The sequence below is a fragment of the Kouleothrix sp. 19917 genome (assembly GCF_057073505.1).
Window position 1 is genome coordinate 22,198 of sequence record NZ_CP097099.1, and the last position, 23,229, is coordinate 45,426.

The 23,229-nt window shown below is 62.3% G+C and carries 17 protein-coding genes; 14 read left to right on the forward strand and 3 right to left on the reverse strand.

The features are described 5' to 3' along the window. Window position 1: 1 nt before the first annotated feature. The 7 genes from M1P90_RS00100 (at window position 2) to M1P90_RS00130 (ending at window position 8,679) form a co-directional block, all read left to right on the forward strand. Entirely contained in the window at window positions 2-970 is a 969-nt protein-coding gene (locus M1P90_RS00100) for a glycosyltransferase family 2 protein (RefSeq protein WP_483700552.1), read from the forward strand. Then, a complete protein-coding gene (locus M1P90_RS00105; RefSeq protein ID WP_483700553.1) occupies window positions 945-2,135 on the forward strand; it encodes a glycosyltransferase in 1,191 nt (396 codons plus the stop codon). Before M1P90_RS00100 ends, M1P90_RS00105 begins: the two co-directional genes overlap by 26 nt. After that, window positions 2,132-3,343 (forward strand): glycosyltransferase, encoded by a 1,212-nt coding sequence (locus tag M1P90_RS00110; protein ID WP_483700554.1) that lies wholly within the window; start codon window positions 2,132-2,134, stop codon window positions 3,341-3,343. Before M1P90_RS00105 ends, M1P90_RS00110 begins: the two co-directional genes overlap by 4 nt. 14 nt (window positions 3,344-3,357) lie before the next feature. Beyond that, window positions 3,358-5,292: an asparagine synthase (glutamine-hydrolyzing) gene (asnB, locus tag M1P90_RS00115; protein WP_483700555.1), complete on the forward strand. Its 1,935-nt coding sequence runs from the start codon at window positions 3,358-3,360 to the stop codon at window positions 5,290-5,292. Continuing rightward, entirely contained in the window at window positions 5,289-6,461 is a 1,173-nt protein-coding gene (locus M1P90_RS00120; protein WP_483700556.1) for a glycosyltransferase, read from the forward strand. Before asnB ends, M1P90_RS00120 begins: the two co-directional genes overlap by 4 nt. Window positions 6,462-6,680: 219 nt before the next feature. Further along, window positions 6,681-8,201: a sugar transferase gene (locus tag M1P90_RS00125; protein ID WP_483700557.1), complete on the forward strand. Its 1,521-nt coding sequence runs from the start codon at window positions 6,681-6,683 to the stop codon at window positions 8,199-8,201. Window positions 8,202-8,487: 286 nt separating this feature from the next. Next, window positions 8,488-8,679: a hypothetical protein gene (locus tag M1P90_RS00130; RefSeq protein ID WP_483700558.1), complete on the forward strand. Its 192-nt coding sequence runs from the start codon at window positions 8,488-8,490 to the stop codon at window positions 8,677-8,679. 492 nt (window positions 8,680-9,171) lie between these two features. Here the strand turns inward: M1P90_RS00130 and M1P90_RS00135 are convergent, their stop codons facing one another. After that, the gene (locus tag M1P90_RS00135) at window positions 9,172-12,756 is read right to left on the reverse strand and encodes a ribonucleotide reductase N-terminal alpha domain-containing protein (RefSeq protein ID WP_483700559.1); all 3,585 of its coding nucleotides are present in this window, start codon (window positions 12,754-12,756) and stop codon (window positions 9,172-9,174) included. A gap of 433 nt (window positions 12,757-13,189) precedes the next feature. Between M1P90_RS00135 and M1P90_RS00140 the strand changes: the two genes are divergently transcribed. From M1P90_RS00140 to M1P90_RS00160, 5 genes are all read left to right on the forward strand, one after another. Next, the gene (locus M1P90_RS00140; RefSeq protein ID WP_483700560.1) at window positions 13,190-13,654 is read left to right on the forward strand and encodes a hypothetical protein; all 465 of its coding nucleotides are present in this window, start codon (window positions 13,190-13,192) and stop codon (window positions 13,652-13,654) included. A 250-nt stretch (window positions 13,655-13,904) separates the two neighbouring features. Further along, window positions 13,905-14,618 (forward strand): QcrA and Rieske domain-containing protein, encoded by a 714-nt coding sequence (locus M1P90_RS00145; RefSeq protein ID WP_483700561.1) that lies wholly within the window; start codon window positions 13,905-13,907, stop codon window positions 14,616-14,618. A 95-nt stretch (window positions 14,619-14,713) separates the two neighbouring features. Continuing rightward, entirely contained in the window at window positions 14,714-16,291 is a 1,578-nt protein-coding gene (locus tag M1P90_RS00150) for a cytochrome b (RefSeq protein WP_483700562.1), read from the forward strand. Window positions 16,292-16,347: 56 nt separating this feature from the next. After that, window positions 16,348-17,355, forward strand: coding sequence for a cytochrome c (locus tag M1P90_RS00155; RefSeq protein ID WP_483700563.1), 1,008 nt, complete (start codon window positions 16,348-16,350; stop codon window positions 17,353-17,355). A 127-nt stretch (window positions 17,356-17,482) separates the two neighbouring features. Beyond that, entirely contained in the window at window positions 17,483-18,163 is a 681-nt protein-coding gene (locus tag M1P90_RS00160; protein ID WP_483700564.1) for a hypothetical protein, read from the forward strand. Window positions 18,164-18,452: 289 nt separating this feature from the next. Here M1P90_RS00160 and M1P90_RS00165 read toward each other — a convergent pair whose 3' ends face one another. Then, complete coding sequence (locus tag M1P90_RS00165; protein WP_483700565.1) at window positions 18,453-19,694, reverse strand: metallophosphoesterase family protein; 1,242 nt, start codon at window positions 19,692-19,694, stop codon at window positions 18,453-18,455. Between the two features lie 446 nt (window positions 19,695-20,140). Here M1P90_RS00165 and M1P90_RS00170 point away from each other — a divergent pair, with 446 nt between their 5' ends. Further along, on the forward strand, window positions 20,141-21,082 hold the full coding sequence (locus M1P90_RS00170; RefSeq protein ID WP_483700566.1) for an NAD-dependent epimerase/dehydratase family protein: 942 nt from the start codon (window positions 20,141-20,143) through the stop codon (window positions 21,080-21,082). A gap of 227 nt (window positions 21,083-21,309) precedes the next feature. Here the strand turns inward: M1P90_RS00170 and M1P90_RS00175 are convergent, their stop codons facing one another. Beyond that, window positions 21,310-21,588 (reverse strand): hypothetical protein, encoded by a 279-nt coding sequence (locus M1P90_RS00175; RefSeq protein ID WP_483700567.1) that lies wholly within the window; start codon window positions 21,586-21,588, stop codon window positions 21,310-21,312. Window positions 21,589-21,940: 352 nt separating this feature from the next. On the opposite strand from M1P90_RS00175, the gene M1P90_RS00180 reads away from it, so the two are divergent. Beyond that, window positions 21,941-23,083: a GGDEF domain-containing protein gene (locus M1P90_RS00180; RefSeq protein ID WP_483700568.1), complete on the forward strand. Its 1,143-nt coding sequence runs from the start codon at window positions 21,941-21,943 to the stop codon at window positions 23,081-23,083. Window positions 23,084-23,229 lie beyond the last annotated feature (146 nt).

The following is a 23,229-nucleotide window of genomic DNA, read 5'->3' on the forward strand; positions in this document are numbered from 1 at the left end:
AATGGAAACACAAGCACAACCAACGTTCACCGTCTTCACCCCCACACATAATCGCGCGCACATGATCGACCGCGTGTACGAGAGTTTGCGCCGGCAGACCTTGCGCGATTTCGAGTGGCTGGTGATCGACAATGAATCGAAAGATGGCACGCCGCAGCTGATGGAGCGCTGGAGCAGCGAGGCCGATTTCCCGATTCGCTACATCTACAAGCGCGACGAGGGCTACCCAACCTCGTACAACCTGGCCCTGCAGGAGGCGCATGGCACATATATGGTTGAGATCGCCTCGGATGATGCCTGCGCGCCGAATGCGCTCGAGCGCTTTTTGTTCCACTGGAACAGTATCCCAGCCAGCGAACGCGAACAATACTCCACTATCACCGCGCTGTGTGCCGACCAGAACGGGCGACCGCATGGCCCACCCCTGCCGCAGGCTGTGATCGACTCGGAATATTGCGAGATGCGCTATCACTACCAGATTGGCGGCGAAAAATGGGGCTGCCAGCGCCTTGCTGCCACGCGCGATTTCCCGCACGAACGGCTGCCCAATGGCGAATATGGCGTGGAAGGGCATGTTTGGCGCGCAGTGGGCAAACGCTACCGCACGCGCTATATCAACGAAATCTTGCATACTTTCTGGGTCCACGATGGTCAGCTGACGCGCGCGGCGCCTGCAACTGCTGCCCACCGCAATAGCAACTGGCACGAATCGGTGCTGAATCACGATATTGCGTGGTTTCGCCAGGCCCCCGCGGAATTTATTCGCTCGGCGGCACACTATAGCCGCTTTGCGTTTCACAAAGGGATGGGGCCGCGCGCGCAGAGCGCCCGGATGCGCCACCCGCTTGCGCGGATGCTTTGGGCGGCAACCCTGCCATTGGGCTGGCTTGTGTATCGCCGCGATCTGTGGCGTGCCGCGCGGCAAGTGCGCGCACAGGAAAAATATGTACCGCAGAACAATGCTGGATGAACCGGCAGCAGCGGCGCAGGCGCGTGAACGTGCCGCCACCCCGGTGCTGTTCCTGATCCGCTCGCTCGATTATGGTGGTGCGCAACGCCAGCTGATCGCGCTGGCGCGCACGCTCGACAAGGGGCGCTTCCGCGTCACGGTGGCGACTTTCTACGACGGCGGCGAGCTGCGCGCCGAGCTTGCGCGCGACCCGGCGGTGCGCGTGGTGTCGCTGGGCAAGCGCGGGCGCTGGGACGTGCTGCCCTTTGCTGCGCGGCTGTTGCGCCTGGCCTGGCATGAGCGCCCGGCAATTGTGCACGGCTACATGAGCATGGCAAACGAGCTGTGCCTGCTGCTTGGCAAGCTGCTGGGCGCGCGCGTGGTGTGGGGGCTGCGCGTTTCCGACCTCGACATGCGCAACTACAACTGGCTGGTTGGCGCGATGTTTCGCGCTGGCGCGTGGCTCTCGCGCTGGCCCGACCTGATCATCGCCAACTCGCACGCCGGCCTGCGCTACCACGCCAGCCACGGCTATGCCGGCCGCGCCATGGTTGTCGTGCCGAACGGCATTGACGTTGCGCGTTTCACGCCCGACCGGGCGGCTGGCGCGGCACAGCGCGCGCGCTGGGGCATCCCGCCCGGCACGACCCTGATCGGGCAGGTGTCGCGGCTCGACCCGATGAAAGGGCACGCAACCTTTCTGGAAGCCGCCGCCCGCCTGGCGGCGCAGCGGCCGCAGGTGCATTTTGTGTGTGTTGGCGCGGGGCCAGAAGCGTATGCGCAGGAACTGCGGCGTATGGCGAGCGCGCTCGGCCTGGATGGACGGCTGACCTGGGCCGGCGCGACCGATGCGCCGCGTGCCGCCCATAACGCGCTCGACATTGCCACGCTGGCCTCGCGCTATGGCGAAGGTTTTGCCAATACCGTTGGCGAGGCGATGGCGTGCGGCGTGCCCTGTGTCGTCAGCGACGCTGGCGATTCGGCTTGGGTGGTGGGCGAGGCCGCGCAGGTGGTGCCGCCGAACGACGCGGCCGCGCTGGCACAGGCGTGGCTGCGTTTGGTGGACATGCCGGCGGCCGAGCGCGAGCAGGCGGGCTTGCGCGGGCGGGCGCGCATTGCCGAGCACTTTAGCATCGAACAGCTTGCCGCCGCCACTGAAGCGCGGCTTGAGGAACTGCTTGCATGACACCACTGCGCATTACGTTTGTCACAACCGGCTTGCAGACCGGCGGCGCCGAAAGCATGCTGTTTAACCTGCTGGCGCACCTCGATCGGGCGCGCTTTGCGCCCACCGTCGTTTCGCTGCGCGAACCCGAGCACTGGCGCGCGCCAATCGAGCGCCTGGGCATTCCGGTGCTGTCGGTGGGCATGGAACCGAGCCAGCCCACGCCACGGGCGCTGGCGCGACTGCGCGCCCTGGTGCGCGACAGCGCGCCCGACCTGCTGCAAGGCTGGATGTACCACGGCAATATTGCGGCGGTGGCGGCGCGCAGCGCCTGGCCTGCGCCGGTGTGCTGGAGCATCCACCACTCGATCTATGCGCTGCGGAACGAGAAGCCGCTGACTGGCGCGCTGATCGCGGGCGGCGCGCTGCTTGCGCGTGTGCCGGCGCGCATTTTCTATGTGTCGCATGTCAGCCGCGCCCAGCACGAGCGCCTGGGCTACCGCGCGGCGGCGGGGGTGGTCATCCCAAATGGCATCGACACCGATCTGTTTCAGCCGCTCGTGCCGGATGAACGCGCTGCTGTGCGCGCCGGGCTGGGCGTGCCACCCGACGCGCCGCTGATCGGCCTGATTGCGCGCTTTCACCCGCAGAAAGATCACGCAACGTTTTTGCAGGCGGCGTCGCTGGCCGCGCGCGCCCACCCCGATTTGCGTGTGCTGCTGGCTGGCCGCGATACCGGCCCAGAGAATGCAACGCTGCGCGCGCTGGTTGACGCGGCGGGCCTGACCGGGCGCGTGCTGCTGCTTGGCGAGCGCCGTGACGTGCCGCGCCTGACGGCCGCGCTCGATCTGGCCTGCTCAAGCTCGGTGTTTGGCGAGGCGCTGTCGCTGGCGCTGATCGAGGCGCTGGCGTGTGGCGTGCCGTGCGTGGTGACAGAGGTTGGCGACAGCGCGCGGCTGGTTGGCCCGGCTGGGCTGGCGGTGCCTGCGCGCGACCCGGCAGCGTTTGCGCGGGGGCTGCACCAGCTATTGGCGGCTGGCCCGGCCACACTCGCCGCGCTCGGCCAGTTGGCCCGCCAGCGCGCTGTTCGCGAATACCGAATTCAGCATATTTCAGGACTGTACGCATCCATCTACGACGATGTATGCGGCTGGCCCGGCAGACACACGACCGAGCGCCCCACGTTCGCGCGCTCTGAGCTGGCCAGTCCCGTTGATCGCCCAGTATAGCGAGGAAAGCATCTATGTGTGGATGGGCTGGATTTTTTGAACCCACTGCGTCGCGCTCGTGCGAGGGCGCGCTGACCGTCAGGCAGATGGCTGCCACCCTGGCGCACCGTGGCCCCGACGATGAGGGGATTTGGGATGACCCGCAGGCCGGCATTGGGCTGAGCTTTCGGCGCCTGGCGATTGTTGACCTGAGCGCCGAGGGGCACCAGCCCATGCATTCGGCCAGCGGGCGCTATGTCATGCTGTTTAATGGCGAGGTGTATAACTTCGCCGAGCTGCGCGCCGAGCTGGAAGCGCTGGGCCACGGCTTTCGCGGCCATTCCGACACCGAGGTGATGCTGGCCGCGTTCGAGCAATGGGGTGTCGAGCGCGCCGTGCAGCGTTTTGTTGGCATGTTCGCGATTGCGCTGTGGGATCGGGCCGAGCGCGCGCTGACGCTGCTGCGCGACCGCCTGGGCATCAAGCCGCTGTACTACGGCTGGATGGGCGGCACGCTGCTGTTCGGCTCGGAGCTGAAGGCGCTGCGGGCGCACCCGGCCTTTCAGGTAGAAGTCAATCGCGACGCGCTGACGAGCTACCTGCGCTATGGCTACGTGCTTTCGCCCGCGACGATCTACCGCGGCATCAGCCAGCTTCGCCCCGGCTCGCTGGTCACCTTCAGCGCCAGCGAGCGCGAGCCCCAGCCACGCGCCTTCTGGTCGGCGGCGCAGGTGGCGGCGCGCGGCCTGGCCGACCCGTTTCGTGGCAGCGATGCCGACGCGATCGAGCAGCTGGATGTGCTGCTGCGCGAGGCCGTGCGCCTGCGCATGATTGCCGACGTGCCGGTGGGCGCATTTCTTTCCGGCGGAATAGATTCTTCTACCGTGGTGTCGCTGATGCAAGCGCAAAGCGCCCAGCCGGTGAAAACGTTCAGTATTGGCTTTCATGAAGCCGAGTATGACGAGGCGAAGTATGCACGCGCCGTTGCAGCGCACCTGGGCACCGAGCATACCGAGCTGTATCTGAACGCCGCGCACGCCCAGGCCGTGATTCCGCGCCTGCCCACCATGTACGACGAGCCTTTCGCCGATCCATCGCAAATCCCAACCTTTCTGGTTTCGGAGCTGACGCGCCGCCATGTCACAGTTTCGCTTTCGGGCGACGGCGGCGACGAGCTGTTTGCCGGCTACGAGCGTTACTTCCGCGCCGAACGAATCTGGCAGCGCCTGGGCTGGATCCCGCGCCAGCTGCGCGCCGTGCTGGGTGGCAGCGCCGCCGCCCTGCAATCGCAATCGCGCCTGCGCGCGCCCGCGCTGGGCAGCCGCCGCCTGGCCCAGATGCGCGCAATTAGCACACCAGACCAAGTGTATCACTACGTTCAGTCGCAATGGAAAGACCCGGCCGCCGTGGTGATCGGCGGGCGCGAGCAGGAAGCGGCGCGTGGCACACCACTGCCCGATTTCTTTGCCCGCATGATGCTGAACGACACGCTGACCTACCTGCCCGACGACATCCTGACCAAGCTCGACCGGGCCAGCATGGCGGTGAGCCTGGAAGCGCGCGTGCCGCTGCTCGATCATCGGGTGGTGGAGTTTGCGTGGCGGCTGCCGCTGGGGCTGAAAGTGCGCAATGGCGAGCGCAAGTGGATTTTGCGGCAGGTGCTGAACCGCTACGTGCCGCGCCAGCTGATCGACCGGCCCAAGATGGGCTTTGCGGTGCCGCTGGACGAGTGGCTGCGCGGCCCACTGCGCGCCTGGGGCGAGGCGCTGCTCGACACCAGGCGCCTGCGCGACGAAGGCTTCTTCCACGCCACGCCCATTCGTGCCGCCTGGGACGAGCATCAGAGCGGCCGGCGAAACAATGGCTTTTACCTGTGGGATGTGCTGATGTTCCAGGCCTGGCTCGAGCACTGGGGCAGCGCGCCGACACTGAGCGGCAGCTTTGTGCAGGAAGTTGCAGGAATGGCATGACCTATCGCGTTCTCCATTTGATCACGCACATGGGCGTGGGCGGCGCGCAGGATTACCTGCTCCATGCCGTACAGGGGCTGGATCGCGGGCGCTTTGCGGTGGATATTGCCGCAGGCACCGACGAGCTGGAATGGCAAGGTCGCGCGCGCGCCGCAGCCCGCGCCTTTTTCCCCATCCCGGCGCTGCGCCACCCGCTTGCACCTGCCAGCGACGCCCGCGCCCTGGGCCAGCTTGTCGCGCTGATGCGCCGCGAGCGGTACCACGTGGTACACACACACAGCTCCAAGGCTGGCGCGCTGGGGCGGCTGGCGGCGGCGCTGGCGGGCGTGCCGGCGATTGTGCATACCGTGCACGGATTTGCCTGGAACACCACCATGCCCGTGCCAGTGCAGCGCGCCTACCAGGCCATCGAATGGCTTTCTGCCCGCTATTCGAGCCGCGTGCTGGCCGTGTGCGCCGATAATGCGCGTGAGCTTGTGCAGCAGCACCTGGTGCCTGCCGCCAAGCTCACGACGATCTATAACGGCATTGATACGGCGCCATTTGATCGCAAGGCAGAGCGCAGTGCGATCTGTGCCGAGCTTGGCCTCGACCCAGCGCGGCCGATTGTTGGAACAGTTGGCCGGCTGTGCGCACAAAAAGCGCCGCTCGATTTTGTGGAAGCGGCGCGGCTGGCTGGCGCACAACGCCCCGATGCGCAATTTGTGATAGTAGGCGATGGCCCGCTGCGCGATGCCGTTACCCAGGCTTGCCACGACATGCCGGCGATGCGCCTGCTTGGCGCTCGGGCCGATGTGCCCGCGCTGCTTCAGGTGATCGATCTTTTTGTGGCGTCTTCGCTGTGGGAAGGCCTGAGCCGCGCACTTGCCGAAGCCTTGCTGGCGCAGTGTGCGGTAGCTGCTACGCATGTTAATGGTACGCCCGAACTGGTGATCGACGGTGTGACGGGCCTGCTCGTGCCGCCGCGCCGCCCCAACCTGCTGGCCGAAAATATGCTGCGCCTGCTGAACGACCCGCCGCTGGCGGCGCGGCTGGCGGCGCAAGGCCAGGCGCATGCGCGCCAGCTTTGCTCGGTGGCCACTATGGTGCAGCAGATCGAGGGCGTGTACGAAGCTGCGCTTCAGCGCGTGCCTGCGGCGCGTTCGCGAACTCTGGCGGGCGGGCGCTAGCAGGCAGAAAAACCCGAAGCGCAACGCTAGAGCGAAGCTGAGCGCGTTCGCCCAGCACAAGCACGCTGCTTCGCTATCGCCGCGTTTCTGAACCCCACTCATTCACCTTTCGCACAAGCACTGGCGTCTGTGGAATTGCCACAGCGCTTGTTTCCTGTGCTTGCCGTTTCCCCTTTTGTCGTGCAACGCACAAACCCATAATCAACAACCGAGGTTGCTATGGAATCAATTCATCCACTCGTTTCGGATGCCCGCAGCACACCGTCGTCTGCGCGCTTGAAGCACAGCATGTCGCTCAACTTCTCCGAGCGCAAGCTGCTGCTGATCAGCGTCGACATGATACTGTTGTCCGCAGCCTTTTTTGGGGCGCTGATGCTGCGCAGCGAATTTCTGCTTTCGGTGTATACCATCTGGGAAATTGGCTTGTGGCTGCTCATCCTGGTTCTTCTGTGGATGCTGATCGCCACAACCCTGCAAATCTACACGCTTTCCGTGGCGGCGCAGCTCAAACGCTCGGCTGGCCGCGCAGGCATCACAGCCCTGCTCACGTCGCTGGTGTACCTGGCAGTGCCCTACATCACCCCCGATCTGCCCGATTCACGGCGCGATATGCTGGCCTTCCCGATGCTGTGCGTGAGCGCCATCGCAGCGTGGCGGGTGATCTATACGCAGTTTCTGGTGCAGTCGGGTATGCATCATCGCGTGCTGCTGATCGGCTCGGGCCACTCAATGCATCACCTGATCCGCCTGATTGAAGGCCATTCGGCCGGCCGCTTTTCGGGCCATTTGTTTGGCTACCTGTTCCTGGGCGTAGTGCCCGATGGCGAAGGGCAGAGTGGGGGCAGCATTCCGCAGCTGGGGAACATCCACGAACTGGGCGAGCTGATCCGGCGCTACCGCCCGCACGAGCTGGTGCTGAGCGACGAAATCGTTGGTGCGCTGATGCATTTCGAGCAGTCGCGCGAGCGCCCGCGCCGCCGCCGCTACGATATGCTCTGGACCGAGCTGTTCGATACGATTCTGGAAAGCTGCGAGCTTGGCATTTCAATCACCACTGCCGGCACTGTCTACGAAAACGCCACCGGGCGCGTGCCGGTGCAGCAGCTGGGCAGCTCGCTCGACATGGCCATGCCGCTCAACCAGACGGCGACCTACCGGCTTTACCTCATGGCGCGGCGCGCGCTTGATATTGGCGCGAGCCTGCTGGGCTGCGTTGCGCTGGCGCTGGCGGTGCCGCTGGTGTGGCTGGCGAACCGGTTTTCGTCGCCAGGCCCGCTGTTCTACGCGCAGGAGCGGGTTGGCGAGGGCGGGCGCATCTTTCGCGTGCTGAAGTTCCGCTCCATGGTGGTGAACGCCGAGCGTTTCGGCGCGGTGTGGGCCAGCGAGAACGACCCGCGCATTACGCCGGTGGGCCAGCTGCTGCGCAAAACCCGCATCGACGAGCTGCCGCAGTTCTGGAACATCCTGCGCGGCGACATGAGCCTGATCGGCCCGCGCCCCGAGCGCCCTGAGTTCGTCAACCAGCTCGCCCGCGATATTCCCTTCTACCGGGCACGCCACGCGCTCAAGCCGGGCCTGACTGGCTGGGCGCAGGTGTGCTACCGCTATGGCGCGAGCATGGAAGATTCGCTGATCAAGCTGCAGTACGACCTGTACTACGTCAAACACGTCAGCCTGCTGATGGATCTGCGGATTGTGCTGCTGACTGTGCCGGTGGTGCTGGGTTTCAGGGGGCGCTAGCATATTTACGATTGACGATTTGCGATTTGCGATTAGTGCTTCGCATTTTGCACTTTGATGTAGCAGCTTAAACTTCAGTTTATTTCGGCTATGCACCACGCGCCTTGCCCATGTGGCCCGGCGCGTGGTGCTTTTTTGTGCCATCGACTGTAGTGGTGATACCGTTCGCGTTTCGGCGCAAATGATCCTTTTGTCACAAAACCGTCTTGAGACTTATAGAAATTTGTCACAAACCTGTTGTATACTGTGAAGTGTAGATGTGAAGACAATCCGTTAAGGTGGAAATATGAAACTCATCAACGAAGCACCGAAAGCACCACGCTGGATCAGCACTGAAGCCGGGCAGTGGGCCTGGACCGAATATGGCGAATGGCGCGACACCGCAACGAATGCCATGCTCGTCCACGAGCGGCAGGAGCTGCTGGCCAAAGCCGAGCAGCTGCGCGAAGCCTTTGAAAGCACGCGCGCGGCAGCCTAGCGCCAAGCCGAAAACCGAAACAGCAGCGCGGCAGAGTTTCCTCTGCCGCGCTGCGCGTTGGTGGCCGGTTGTGGGCCGCCTAATGCCTGTGCCGAAAACAGCAGCTTTCTTTGTAGCCGCAGTTGGCACAGCGGTAAAAGCCTGCCCAGAGTCGCATGGTGGCGCGGCACTGCGGGCATTCTGTGTCGTCGCGCGGGGCGGGCGGACAGCTTGGGCCGGGTTTTTTCTCGGTTTCTGGCATTGCTCCCTCGTTTCGCGCAGGCCGTTTCTTGGGAAGCTATTTTCTTGCAGCGACGAGCAGATGAGCCACAGAGTCCACAGATGACACGGAGTTTGGTTTCCTGCTCAGTGATCTCGGTGTTCTCTGTGGCTTAATCGTTTTACCCTAAGCTGCGATTATTGGCAGCGGTTCGCGGGTGAAAGCAGCTTGTCTGGCATCGTAAGGCCAAGCCAACCTCCATCTCCCATCTCCCATCCCCCAACTCTCGCTCCTTAGCACTCGGCATAGCCGCACGAGTGGCACTTCCGGCAACCTTCCTCATTCATCAGCGTAGCGTTCTGGCAGTCGGGGCAGATCTCGCCAGCGGTCAGCGGCTCGGTCACCTCGGCCAGCGCCGCGAACGAGGCCGGCGCTGCCGCGTCATAGCCCGCGCCATTACCGTCGCTATGGCCGTTGCCATTGCCATTTGCGTAGCCATTGCCGTTTTCGCTGGCGTGGCCGGCATGCCGGTTGACGTAATGATCTTGCAGGATCTTGCCAATTGCGTCGGGCACCGAGCGCACGCGGGCCGGGCCAAAGCCCGCCGAGCGCGAACCGCCAATGCCGCGCAGCTGCTCGGCCAGCAGCTTCACGGGGATGCCGCAGCGCAGCGCCAGCGAAAGCAGGCGGCCAATCGCCTCGGTGAAGGCCATCACGTCGCTGCCGGCCCGCCCGATAATTGCAAAGACCTCAAACGGCTCGTGATCGTGCTCGGTGACGAACAGCCGCAGCTTGCCAAGCGGTGTCACCACCTGGTAGGAATGGCTGGGCAGGCCATCGGGCACGGCGCGCGGCTTGATCGGCTGCGGCTCGGCGGCAACAACCGCCACTGGCGCGACTGCCACGGGCTCGGCCACGGGCGCGGCCTCGGCGGGCTTGGCGTTCGGGTCGGCGGTGGTGCCGGTGGAAAGCACCTGGTTGGCGCGCGAACCGTCGCGGTAGACCGTGATGCCCTTGCAGCCCAGGCTAAACGCCAGCTCGTAGGCTTCGCGCACCTGCTCGGGCGTGGCCTCGTAGCTGAAGTTGATCGTCTTCGAAATCGCGCTGTCGGTGTGCTGCTGGAACGCGCCCTGCATGCGCACATGCCAGTCGGGCTGAATGTCGTGCGCGGTCACAAAGGCGCGCTGCACACCGGCTGGCACACCGTCGTGGTGGATGTGGCCGCTGTCGGCAATGCTGGCCATCAGCGCTTCTGAATACCAGCCCTCGCGTTGGGCGCGAGCCACGAAATCGGGGTTGATGTCGAGCATGCGCGCTTCGGCCTGGTAGCGCCAGAAGGCCACCGCGAAGATCGGCTCGATGCCCGACGAGCAGCCCGCGATCATGGAGATCGTGCCGGTTGGCGCGACGGTGGTGACGTTGCAGTTGCGCAGCTTGCGCTCGGGGCGGATGCGATTGCCGTCCTTGTCGCGGGCGCAGGTGGCATCCGGCCCCCAGATGCTGCGCTCCCACTCGGGGAACGCACCGCGCTCGGCGGCAATCTGCTCGGACGCGACCTTGCTTTCCTCATCGACAAATTCCATCACCTTGCGCCCCAGCTCAACGCCCTCGGCGGAGTTGTAGGGCACGCCCAGGCGGATCAGCATGTCGGCCCAGCCCATCACACCCAGGCCAATCCGGCGGATGCGCTGCGACAGGTCGGCGATCTGCGGCAGCGGGTAGTGGTTGGCGTCGATCACATTATCGAGCAGGCGCGTGCTCTGGTGCACCACCTCGCGCAGGCCGTCCCAGTCAATCGCGCCAGCCTCGTCGACGAACTTGCCGAGGTTGATCGAACCCAGGTTGCAGACATCGTAGGCCAGCAAAGGCTGCTCGCCGCAGTTGTGCACCACAAAGCCATTGGCGTCGAAGGCATTCACGCCCGGCACCGCGCAGTCGAACACTTCCTCGCTGCCAACTTCCACCAGCGCCGCAACCTCGGCCACAAAGCGCTCGCGATATGGCCCGCGGATCGTGCGCGCCGCAATGCCGGCGCTCAGCGCCTGCGCCTTTTCGGGGTGTGTGAAGCCAACCAGCGAGGTAAAGGCCAGCAGGTTGTCTTTGCTGATCGCCAGCTCGTGCTGCCCCTGCGTGGCATACTCGCGCTGGCCGCTGCGCCCATCGGGCAGCACGCTCGTGCCAGCCGGCCGGCGATTCTGGTACAGCGTGGCGTTGATGCCCAGCCGCAGCAGCATGCGCTGCGCGCGCTCAAGCAGCGCCAGGTCGGATTGCGCGAGCCGCACCGAAAGACCTTTTTCGCCGCCATCCAGCACGGTGCCGTCGGCGTCGAACAGGCCGCGCAGGAAGCCCTGCGCAAAGGCGCTCGAAGCGCGCTCGATTGCGTCCGAAATGGTCTTCCTGCCTTGCTCGATACCAAAAGCGGCGGCCAGATCGCGCAGGGCGGCCGAGCGCAGGCGCAGCTCGTCGCGCTCTTCGATGCGCGAGATGCCCAGATCCGAGCGGGATTTCAGCGTTTCTTTCAGCGTGCCAAGCGCGCGCTGCGCCATGTAGTCGGCACTTGCGCCCCAGAACGAAAGCACGGCGCGCTCGTCGGCAAAGGTGCCATCGCCAACCAGCAGGCCCAGCAGCCAGCCTTGCGCATCGCTGCCGGTTCCGTCCCATCCCACAAAATCGCGATGATTCTGCAGCTTGATCTGATCGCCCGGCTGGAGCTGCGCGGCCTCGACCCACTCGGTCGTTTCCGCGTCGCGGTTTTGCGAAACAACCCGCAGCACCGGGTGGTTGCCCGTCAGGCGCAGCGAGTGGCCGCTGCTGGTTTGCAGCTCGTACACGGTCTTCACGCCAGTGGACCAAAAGCCGCGTGGGTCGGCGGCGTGGGCCGCGCCATTCACCACTGCCTCGAACGGACGCCCCACCAGCTCGCGCACCTGGCGCGGGCCACTGGCGGTGAGCACCCAGCTGTCGGCTGTAACGCAGGGGTTGGTGGCTTCGTACTCGCCCAGCGCTGGCACCGGGTTGTACTTGTTCGCCTGGTCGATAAAGAACAGGCCGGGCTCGCCAGTGGCGTGCGCGCACTGCACAATCAGGTCGAACACCATGCGCGCCGGCAGGCGGCAGGCTTCGCCCTTCGCCACCAGCACTTCGCCCGTGGCGGGGTGCTTCAGGCCCTCGCGATTGGCAACATACACCTCGCCAGTGCGCGGGCTGATCAGATCATAGTCGGTGTTGTTGCGCACCGCTTCCATAAACACATCGGTGATGCCAACCGAAATATTGAAGTTCGTGACCTTGCTCAGGTCCTGCTTGACGGTAATGAACTCCAGAATGTCGGGGTGATCGACGCGCAGGATGCCCATGTTGGCGCCGCGCCGCGTGCCGCCCTGCTTGATCGCCTCGGTCGAGTGGTTGTACACATCCATGAAGCTGACTGGCCCCGACGCCACGCCCATCGTCGAGCGTACTACGTCGTTGCGCGGGCGCAGGCGCGAGAAGCTGAAGCCAGTGCCGCCACCGCTCTGGTGAATTAGCGCCTGGTGCTTGAGTGTCTCGTAGATGCCGCTCAGGTCGTCTTCCACGGGCAGCACAAAGCAGGCCGAAAGCTGGCCGAGCGGGCGGCCGGCGTTCATAAGTGTTGGGCTGTTCGGCTCGAAGAAGCCCTGCGTCATCAGGTGGTAGAACTGTTCGGAGCGGGCGCGCACCGCTGCGGGATCGGCGCCGTAGCGGGCATCGACCTCGGCCAGCGTATCGGCAACGCGGCGGAACATGGTTTCGGGTGTCTCGGCCACGCGCCCCTGGTCGTCCTTAATCAGGTAGCGCTTCTTCAGGACGGTCAGGGCAATGTCGGAAAGCACCGCCGGTTGCTGATCCAGCACAGACATGGACCTACTCCTTTAGTTATGCTAAGAGCCACGGTGGCTCGCGAAACAACGCGGTTGCGCGGAGGGCAAAAAAAGCACCAAACTGCGTCGGCGGCGGCCCGCCGTCAGGTTGGTGAACTGGTGAATGCGCAAATAGTATGTAAAGTAAATCTTGCGTTAAGTCAAGCAAGCGAATCGAGGCAGACGGGGCCACGACATGATGAAGTTGTGCGAATACCCATAAACGTTCCACATCTTGTGTAGTGCCAGGATAATATGGCCTAAATGTGGGCAGCGGTAGTCTAGCACAGACTATCTACCCTGTCAAGCGGCTGCGTACTATGAAATAACGATTTACATTGCTCGGTAGTACGCAGCCGGTTGCGCCGTGTTATAATAAAGCCCGCGTTGCCGGGGGCGCAGAAGAGTGGCCCTGGCCACAAAGGAGTGCCGTATGGCGGCCGAAACTGAGCCGGCGTGCAGCTGGTGTGGCGCGGAAGAAGCGCTGGAACTGATAGATTTCGATGTCAAAGTCGCAAACCCGCAGGTCGATTTCGACCATGCGATCTATCGCTGCACACTCTGCGCCAAGCTTACTGCCACAGCCCGGTGGGGCAACCAGAGCTTTATCTATAAAGCGCTCGACTACCCGCGCGCCTTTCGCAGCCCGGTGTATGTGCTGGTCTACCCGGTGGCCTGCGCGTGGTGCGGGCGCGGCGACCTGATCGAGCCAGAAGAGATCAATGCCACCGTTGGCAACCCGGCCAGCGCGCGCCATCACTACGACATCTATGCCTGCCACGCCTGCAACCGCTACACCGCCCTTTCCTACCTCGGGCAAGTCTTTAGCTATCCTGCTACTCAGGACGAGCGCTACCCATCGATGTACTATCTGGAAGTAGGGGAAACCGCCGCCTAAGATCACGATGGATGGGTGGTTTTGCGCATTTTGACCATAAATTGACGCTCTTGGGAGATTGTGCTACAATACACAAGGCTTGAATTGCCCCATTAGAATGCGAAGAAATCACTTTATTGGCGTCCTGAAACAGGTGGCCCGAGTTTTGGGCACGCTGCCGAATGGCGCACGATCTACTCACAGCAACTTGGAAACAAGACAGATTGCTCGATCATCTGGCGTCGTGGGACGCCGCTAGAGGGAGACACGCATGGCAGAACAGCGCAACGCTGGCCGGCGGGTGATCTCACAGGCCGATGCGGATGCAATTGCCGCAAAATCGGGTGTGCAGAAGCCAGGCACGGCGGCAAAGCCCAAGGGCCCGGGGGTCAACCGGCGCGAAGTGCTGGCGATCGCAATGGCCGGCTCGGCCGCGTTGCTGACCGCCGGCAGCCTTCTCTTTATCACATCGCCCGATCCAGCCGCCGACCCGCTGCTGGGGCCGTTGCTCAAGTTCACTGCCGCCGAAGACGCGAGCACTGGCGAACGCACCTACCCGGTGGCTGGTGGTTTTGCCTACCCGCGTATCAAGGCGGGTACGTTCGGCGGTAAGTTCACCCTCGACAAAAAGGCCAGCGAGTTTAAAGACACCGACGATCCCTTCCCGGTGGCCGACGGCAAATTCTTTGTGGTGAAAGTTGCCCCCGACGCAACCATCCAGCCAGCGGAAGACGAGGACGGCAGCGTGAATGCCGAGGGCATTATGGCGATTTACCAGGTGTGCGTGCACCTGGGCTGCCTGGTGCCGTATATTGCCTCGGAAAAGCGTTTCATCTGCCCCTGCCACGGCTCGACCTACGAGCGCGACACGCAGTATGTGCGTGGCCCCGCGCCCCGTAACCTCGACCAGTTCCGCGTCAAGATCACCAATGACGTGATTGTCGTTAACACTGGCCAGAAGGTGACTGGCCTGTCGCACGCATAGCGGTAACTCTGCATATTGGCGGTTCCGCACCGAGGCGGCCAGCGCCTCGGCTCAGCGTTGAAATCACTACATGATCTAGAGGGAGCAACCACAGTATGGCCACACAGCAGGTCGAGCGGCCCAGCGGGATGCGACGACTGATGGCTTGGGTCAGCGAAGTGGGGCGATCGTTCTTCCCGAGCATGGGCGCGGCCGATTGGCGTTCCGTGCTGCGCGGCGAACCGGCCCCCCGCCCCAACCCGCGCATGCGGGTCCATAACAATAGCTTCTGGTACCACATTCGCCCGCGCGCGCTGCCCGAAGAAGCCACCGCCTGGTACTACACTGTAGGCCTGGGCTGGTTTAGCTTCTTCCTCTTCATGGTCGAGGCAATCACCGGCCTTGTCCTTATGATCTTCTACGTGCCGTCGGCCAGCGAGGCCTACCCGAGCATGGTGAAGATCATGACCGACGTGCCGCTGGGCAACCTGATGCGCAATGTCCACCGTCTCGGCGCGCACCTTATGGTCGCGATTGTGACGCTGCACATGGTGCGCACCTACATCACTGCTTCCTATAAAGCGCCGCGCCAGTTCATCTGGGTGACGGGCATGATCCTGCTGCTGGTGACGCTGGTGCTCTCGTTCAGCGGCTACCTGCTGCCCTGGGACCAGCTGGCCTACTGGGCGGTGACAATCGGCAGCTCGATGGCTGACGCCACGCCGGGTCTTGGCGATGCGATCAACAAGCTGCTGCGCGGCGCGGTGGATGTTGGCGGGCAGACGCTGCTGCGCTTCTACCTGCTGCATATCTTCCTGCTGCCGGGCGTTGCGATTGCGCTGATTAGCATTCACTACTACGCCGTGCGCAAGCAGGAAATCTCGCCCATCCACGAGCTGTTCGACAACATGCCGCCCACCAAGCGCAAGATCCCGTTCTTGCCCGACCAGGTGTACCTGGAAGTGGCGGCGATTGCCTTCCTGACCTTTGGCCTGATCGCGATCAACCAGTTCTTCTGGAACGCGACGCTGGAAGGCCACGCCAACGCATTCGTGACGCCGCAGCACACCAAGGCGCCATGGTACTTCCTGTGGCTCCAGGGCATGCTGAAGGTGGGCGACAAGTTCTTCTTTGGCTTGCTGCTGGCGGGTGTGATGTTTGGCGGCTTGTTCCTGCTGCCCTACATCGACCGCAACCCGAGCCGCAAGTTCAAGGATCGCAAGGTCGCGCTGGCTGGCTTTGTGGTTGCGACCGTGCTGATTGGCTTCCTGACCTATGCCGGCCTGCCGTCGTATGGTATTCAGGAAACCGCCACGAGCGAGCTGGTGTTTGAGTGGGTGCCGGGCGAAGGCGAAGGCAAGGCCGACGAAGTACCCTTCGAGCAGCTGCCGACTTCCGCATGTACCTTCGACTCATTCACCAATTCGTTTGTGAACTGCGACGAGGCATCGCTGACGCCTGAATCGAAAGCGATGTTTGAAGAATTCAGCGCGGACGTGGCCCGCTGGAAAGAGCTTGACAAGCCCTTTGCCGCGCAGGGTGGCGATGCCACGCTGACGGTCGAGCCCTGGCAGCTCAACCAGGAAGGCCAGGTCACGCTCGAAAAGATCACGCTGGTGATCACCGTCGATGGCAAGCAGCAGGTTCCGGCGGTGCGCTTCCTGAGCAATGCCAAAGATAACGTCCGGCAGTAGCAATAGCGTGCGCGCCGGCCACGTGGCCGGCGCGCCCTGGATAGTGGATACGAACAATGACGCGTAATTTGACGATTGCGACGGTGTTCCTGCTCGCCGCCACGCTGCTGCTCGGCTATATCTGGGTGCGCGAGAACTATGTTCTGGCGGCTCGCGAGGAGCGCTTTAACGGCCAGCTGGTGTCGCGCGGCGCCCGCGACTACGAGCAGTACTGCGCAAACTGCCACGGCCTGACCGGTGAAGGCGGCGTGGCGAATGGCGCCCCACAGATTAACAACCTGCCCAATACGCTGGGCGACCGCCTCGACGGCGCGACGGGCATCACCGCCAAGTATGGCACGGTGCGCAACTTCGTCGAGGCGACTATTACCTCGGGTGTGCGTGGCACGGCCATGCCGCGCTGGAGCGCGCGCCTGGGTGGCCCGCTGCGCGATGATCAGATCAGTAATATCGCTGCGTATGTGTCGAGCTGGTGGGGCCCTGAGGGCAGCACCTCGCCGAACATTAGCGCCGATGCAGCGTCGGCAGCAGCCGCCTACAAGCAGGCTGTGCAGGCTGCGGCCTCGGCTGGCGCGCCCGATACCCCGGCCGGTCGCGGCCAGGCGATCTTCAGCGCCAACTGCCAGAGCTGCCACAACCTGAACTCGAAAGACAGCGGCGTGCCAGCCCCGGGCCTGGGTGGCTTGTTTGGCCCCGATGGCACGGCGGCCTATGGCAAGAAATTGCCAAATGGCAAAGACGTTACTGCGGAAAACTGGATCGAGTGGATCAAGAAGGGCGGCGCGGCCTTCCAGAGCCAGGCGATCGAGCCGGCTGGTGGCTTTGGCCCGTATGTCATCGCGGCAATGCCAGCCTTCCCGTCGCTGACGGATGCGCAGGTGAGCGATCTGCTGGCCTTCCTGAGCACGCACGACCGCGATGGCGGCACGACGCTGCCGGCGATTGGTACCGACGGCCAGCCGCTTCCGGCGGACGCAAGTGGTGGCAGCACACCTGGCACCACCGAGCCGGCAACGCAGCCTACCAGCGGCCCGGAAAGCCCGACCGCTGCGCCGGCACAGTGATGATCGTATTGTCGGGCGCGGGTCATATGGCGCCGCGCCCGGCTGGCATTTCGTACGCGTATCTATCGCAGGGCCGCTGCCAGCGCCTGAAAACGCAACGGGGCGAGTCCTTTTATAGGGCAAGTGTATGCGTGAATTCTTTCGCTTCGAGCGCCGCGACCTGATCCTGTTTCTGGTGTGTGCGGTTGTATATACGCTCATTTTCTTTGTGTGGACTGTGTTCCCACTCAATGGCGATCTCAGCCTGGCCGATACTGATGCGGTGGCCGCAGGCGTGCCGCTGATCGGTGAGCTGCCAACTCAGAGCGTGAGCAAAATAGTTGTGACAGCGGCGCTGTATCTCCTCTCGCTGGCGTATGGCCTGCTGGCTGTAAGTACCCCTGAGGAGCGCAAAGCACTCCCCCAGCTGGTGATCATCAGTGTGCTGACCTTTCTGGCCTGGCTGATGCTTAACTTTTGGGTGGTCTCGGGCTTCCTGAACTCGCCCGCAACGCTGATCTATGGCGGTGCGTCGATTGTGCTGCTTGTGGCCTGGTTTGTGATGACGATGCGCGGCGTGAGCACCATTCACGATGCGCTGGCGCGCTTTATGGTGCGCTTTGGCCTGGCGCTTTCGCTGTTCATCACGATTGTGCAGCTTGTGGCGCTGCTGACGCCCGAGTGGCGCAGCCCGACGCAGGGCATCCCGGTGCTGTACACCATGACCCTGAACGCGCTGGTTGGGGTTTTCATTGCTGGCGTGGGTGGCAACATGCTGTGGCGCGAGCGCCGCACGCAGGTGCTGGCGGCTGGCGCGAAAAAGCGCTAGCATCGATTTCTCAAACAACAAAAGACGCGAGGGCAAAGTGCTCTCGCGTCTTTTTTTTGCTGGCTGCAACTGGTACAGCGCTTCGGAAATTTGTTGCTGGTTTTGACAAAGGACAAAGCCAAATTGGTCATTCGTCTTTCGTCCTTCGTCTCAGTAACGAGGAATGACCTTCACTCGAATGATATTACAGCGGTTTGCAGAACCATTGACTATTCAGAAACCGGCGAGAAGCAGTTGGTAGGGCGAGCAATGGAACGGCCTTCTGCCTCCTGCCGACTGCTACAGTAGCTTAGGCGCTCGCACCGTCGCTTTGCTCGGCAAATAATTCCTCGGCGGCATCAAGCAGCGCCGCAATCCGATCCTCGGGCGTGTCCTTTGCGCGCAGGTAGAGCTCCAGCGCCTTGCGTGGCGTCAGCCCATCCAGAATATTCTCGTCGCCGCTGGCGAGCCGCCCGCGATTGGCGCGCTCGATGTCGGTGGCGACAGCGGCGACCTGAAAGACACCCGCCGCCTCAAGCTGCTGCTGAATATCGTCGACGCGCAGCAGGCCGGCCTGATCGGGCAGCGCCTTGATCTGCACGCGCACCACGGCGTCGGCAAGCTGCTGCCGCTCGATTGCGGTGAGCACGCGCGCCTGCGGGTCGGGGCTGTTGCGCACATCCACATCGACGGTGACGAATGGGCGCGCGGCGAGCTTGTGAAACTGCCAGCGTGTCTCCCCGCGCTCCAGCTCAACAATCACGCAGCCCTTGTCTTCGCGCTCCTCGCCAAAGTCGATCCGCTCGATGCTGCCAGCATAGACGATTGGGGGATGTTCACCCAGCGTCTGGTGCTTGTGAATGTGACCCATTGCAACATAATCGATGCCGGGCAGGGCGACAAAGCTGCGCGGCAGAATCAGATCCTTGCCAAGCATGATCTGCCGCTCGGCGCCAAGAGTTGCGCCGTCGATGGTGCCGTGGGCGGCCAGCACCGTAGGGATGGACGGATCGAGCCGCTCGGCGGTGGTGCGCAGAAAGGTCTCGATGCGCTGGAGCAACATGGTTTCGACTTCCAGCAGCGAGGCCAGCCGCAGTTCGTCTTTCGTGAGCAGGCTGTGGCGCGTGACCCACGGCAGCGCAATCAGCTGCACCGGGCCGGCGCGCGTGTCGATCTCGTGCAGCTTGGCGCGGTCGGCAATTGTCACGCCTTCAACGGCAAGTGTGTCGAAGATCTCTATCGAGTGGGCGCGACCGGCCGCCGGCGAAACGTCGTGGTTGCCGATCAGAATGACAACCGGCAGGCCGGCCTGCCGCAGGCGGCGAATGCGCCGCGCAAACTCGCGCTGGTGGGTGGGGTTGGGCGTGCGGTTCTTATACACGTCGCCGGCAATCAGCACCAGGTCGACATCCGCTTCCAGCCCGACGTCGATTGCCTCGTCGAGGCGCGCCAGGTAGTCGAGCAGGCGCGTGTGCATGCCGGTGGCTGGGTCGACGCGGCCATAGTTTTCCATGCCGATGTGCAAATCGGCAAGGTGGAGCATTTTGATCATTGTTGTATGTTCTGGGCGCGGCTGCGCGGGGCGAAAGTGAAACAATTGTACGGGCGAACAGAGCGCGCGTCAAATATTTTGGGCGCTCGCGAACAATCTTTGCCAGCACGCCGAAAAAACGCTTGACACTTTGGGTATGCGAACATTTGTTCTTTTCTGCGTTGGGATGGGGAAATCATGTGGGATAAGTTGGGATAAGTTGGGATAAGTTTGGGATAAACGGTGTAAATTCCGCCAACGACATGGGCTAGTCAAGCCCGCCAAGAGATGGTACAATGGCACAACCTTCGCACATGAACATTCGGTCCCAGCCGACCAGATACCGCCGCCGCCAGGAGGAACAGCGAGATCGTACAGCAGGATACACGTACTCCCGTCGCGCGGCGGTTTTGTGCGTGTGCTGGCCTTCCAACGCCAGTTCCCTGCCAACATAAACGAGGTGGACTATGGGTCGCTTTCTTGTTGCGGGTGCTGCCGGGTATGTAGGCGCGCGTTTAGCTGCGCGCTTGTTGCAGCAGGGCCACGCCGTGCGCGGGCTGGTGCGCGATCCCGATCGCGAGGTTGTGCAGCGCCTGGCCGCGCAGGGCATGGCGGTGTGGGAAGGCGACCTTACTCAGCCCGAGAGCCTGGTGGGCGTCGCGCGCGATGTGGAGGTAGTGTATAACCTTACGTCGCGCTCGGTGCTGGCAAACGGCTCGCTGCGCAGGGTCTTTGTGGATGGCAATCGCAACCTGATCGCGGCCAGCTCGCGGGCGCGCTCGGTGCGTGCCTATATCTTCGCTGGCAATGCCGCGCCCTACGGCAGCCACGGCGACGCCTGGGTGAACGAAGATACGCCGGCAGCGCCGAATTTCCCGCTTGGCGAAACCATGGCCGAGGCCGAACAGGCGATCCTTCAGCTGGTGCGCGCGCACCAGTTCCCCGCGATTCTTCTGCGCATTGGCACGATCTACGGCCCCGGGCGCGATTTCGTCGATATGGTGCGCACCGGCACGGCCACCCTGATCGGCGATGGCCGCAATTTCCTCACGCATATTCACATTGACGATCTGCTGGACGTTTTGCAGCGTTTAGCGCACAATGGCCAGCCCGGCGCGATCTATAACGTGTGCGACAACGAGCCAACCCGTGCCGCCGATTTCTATGGCGCGGTGCACCAGCGCCTGGGCATGCTGCCACCACGGGCCTATTCGGTTGAAGGCGCGCTGGCAGCGGGTATGGATCTGTCGGTGGTGGGGATGGCTGCGCTGTCGGCGCGCATGAGCAATGGGCGCCTGCGGGATGATACGGGTATTGCGCTGCTCTACCCGAGCATTCATGCCTGGCTCGACGAGCAGTTCGGCCCGGCAACTGAGGCCGCGCCGCCGCTGCTGGCAGTGGAGGCGTAAAACGTCTTTCTTTGGCAGACGCGCGAAATGCTCTGGAAAATAAATTTCCTTGTACTCAGCTTCCAGGAAGCTCAAGCCAGTTTTACTTCAATCTGATAGCCAGAATTGCTTCCTGGAAGCTTGCCTGTTGTATACAAAAACGCATTTTCCAGAGTATGAAGGCACGAAAACACAAAGGAACGCCTTCGTGTCTTCGTGCCTTCGTGGTTATTCGTTTTGGTTCGTATTCAGCCTCGCATCCCTTCCACAAGCTCACGCACCACAGCGACGGCCAGACCGGGCTGGCAATCCTGAATGCTGTGATTGCTTTCTGCCGCAATGATCTGCCGGCTCGCCGCTGAGAGCCGCAGCATTTCCTGCTGTGCGCGCATCCACGCTGCTTCCTGCGCCCGCGCCACTTTGGGCGGGAAGCTTTCGTCCCACTCGCCGATCCCTGCGGTAATAACGACCAGCGGCATCGCGCCATAGTGCTCGCCGGGCAGGAATTCCCGCGCGCTCGCTGCCACCTTCGAACACAACGGCAGGTGCGCCCGCGCCCATGCTCTGGTAGGCAAGCCGCCGCCCGCCAATGTCGACGTGCGTGCGCTCGGGCATGATTTTCCTTTTATGACGAAGCCTATAGCGGTTTGCAGAACAATTAAACACTCATATGCTGAAGAGAAGGCGTTGTAGAGCGGAAAATTTAACTGCCTACTGCGTCCTGCCGACTGCAAACTGCTATAAAAGCCGCCACAAGGGAAGCGATTGAGAAGGCCTCGGGCGTAAACCTACCGAGCGGTAGCGCATAGGTACCCTTTGGCTGGTATACTTATTTTGTACCGCAATATACTTTTGTCGCATCAGTTGATCCAAAACCTGATGAATGCCATGACGCAAAAAATACCTTTACAGCAGGAAGAGCTTGCTCTTCAGCCGTTTCAACTCCGTGTGTTGAAAATCCTCCTCTCTATCGGCACCACTGCCGTTCTGCTGATTTGGATCTTTGAGAGTTTTACGGATCGCTTGATCACGTTCGACGCGATTGCCTATCCAATTATGGTGGTCATGTTTTCCTGTTGCCTTGTAACAATTCAATTGCGGCCCAGGCTCGTAACACCTGTTGGGCAATTAGCCTTCTATGTGCTGGCAGGCTACATTACTATCCATGTTCAGAGGATGATTTTCGAAGAGCAGTCCGACCAAGTTTATTATGATGTGGCTACGATCCCTCAATGGTTCCCGCTTGTGTATACATCGGCGTTTGTGTTCTTTGAAACACGACGTGCAGTCAAGACATCGATAGTAATGTATGTTTCGATCCTCATATCGATCAGCTACAAACTTATGACAGGGCCATCGTCATTCGCTGCAAACAATAATGACCCGATACTCATCAATATGCTTATGGCGCATCCGGTCTATATTTCCACTTTGGTGGGCATTGCCTGGCTAAAAACGCAGTTCGTTGCCGCAAGAAACGATGCCGATATCATGACGCAGGTTGCTAACATTGATTATCTGACAGGAGTGCTGAACCGTCGGGCCAGCTCAAAAGAGCTGCAGATGAGAATGCAACAGATTTATGCCGCGAGCCCCTGCCTCGCGGTGCTATTGATTGACATCGATCATTTCAAGCAAATTAACGATACCTTTGGCCACGATGTTGGCGATGAGATTTTGATTGCGGTGGCCTCGAACCTGCGCGAGCAGCTGCGCGTGCCCGATATGCTGGGGCGCTGGGGTGGCGAGGAGTTTATTGTTATTGCGCAGGTAACGAAACCTGCGGATGCAGCAGAGCTGGCCGAACGGCTCTGCGTTGCGATAGCCAACCGAACAATGATTGACTCCCTTTCGGTGACAGTCAGTATTGGTGTCACAACCAGGCAGGGTAATGAAACGCCAGAGACGCTGGTTAAGCAAGCAGACGATGCGCTCTATCAGGCCAAGCGACTCGGGCGGAATCGCGTTGAGCAGTTTCCACCGGTTCATAGTACAAACCTCTTAATCACGGCTCACTCCTGAGAGCAGGATGTTAGTCTTCTCGAAACATCTTCCACGCTCTTCTGATGCGTTATGCAGCCTCTCCATCAGGATGTGATGTACCACCCCTCGTAATATCCGCTTAGGCGACCCTGGCGTAAAGACGCTTGAATAATATCTGTCCACAG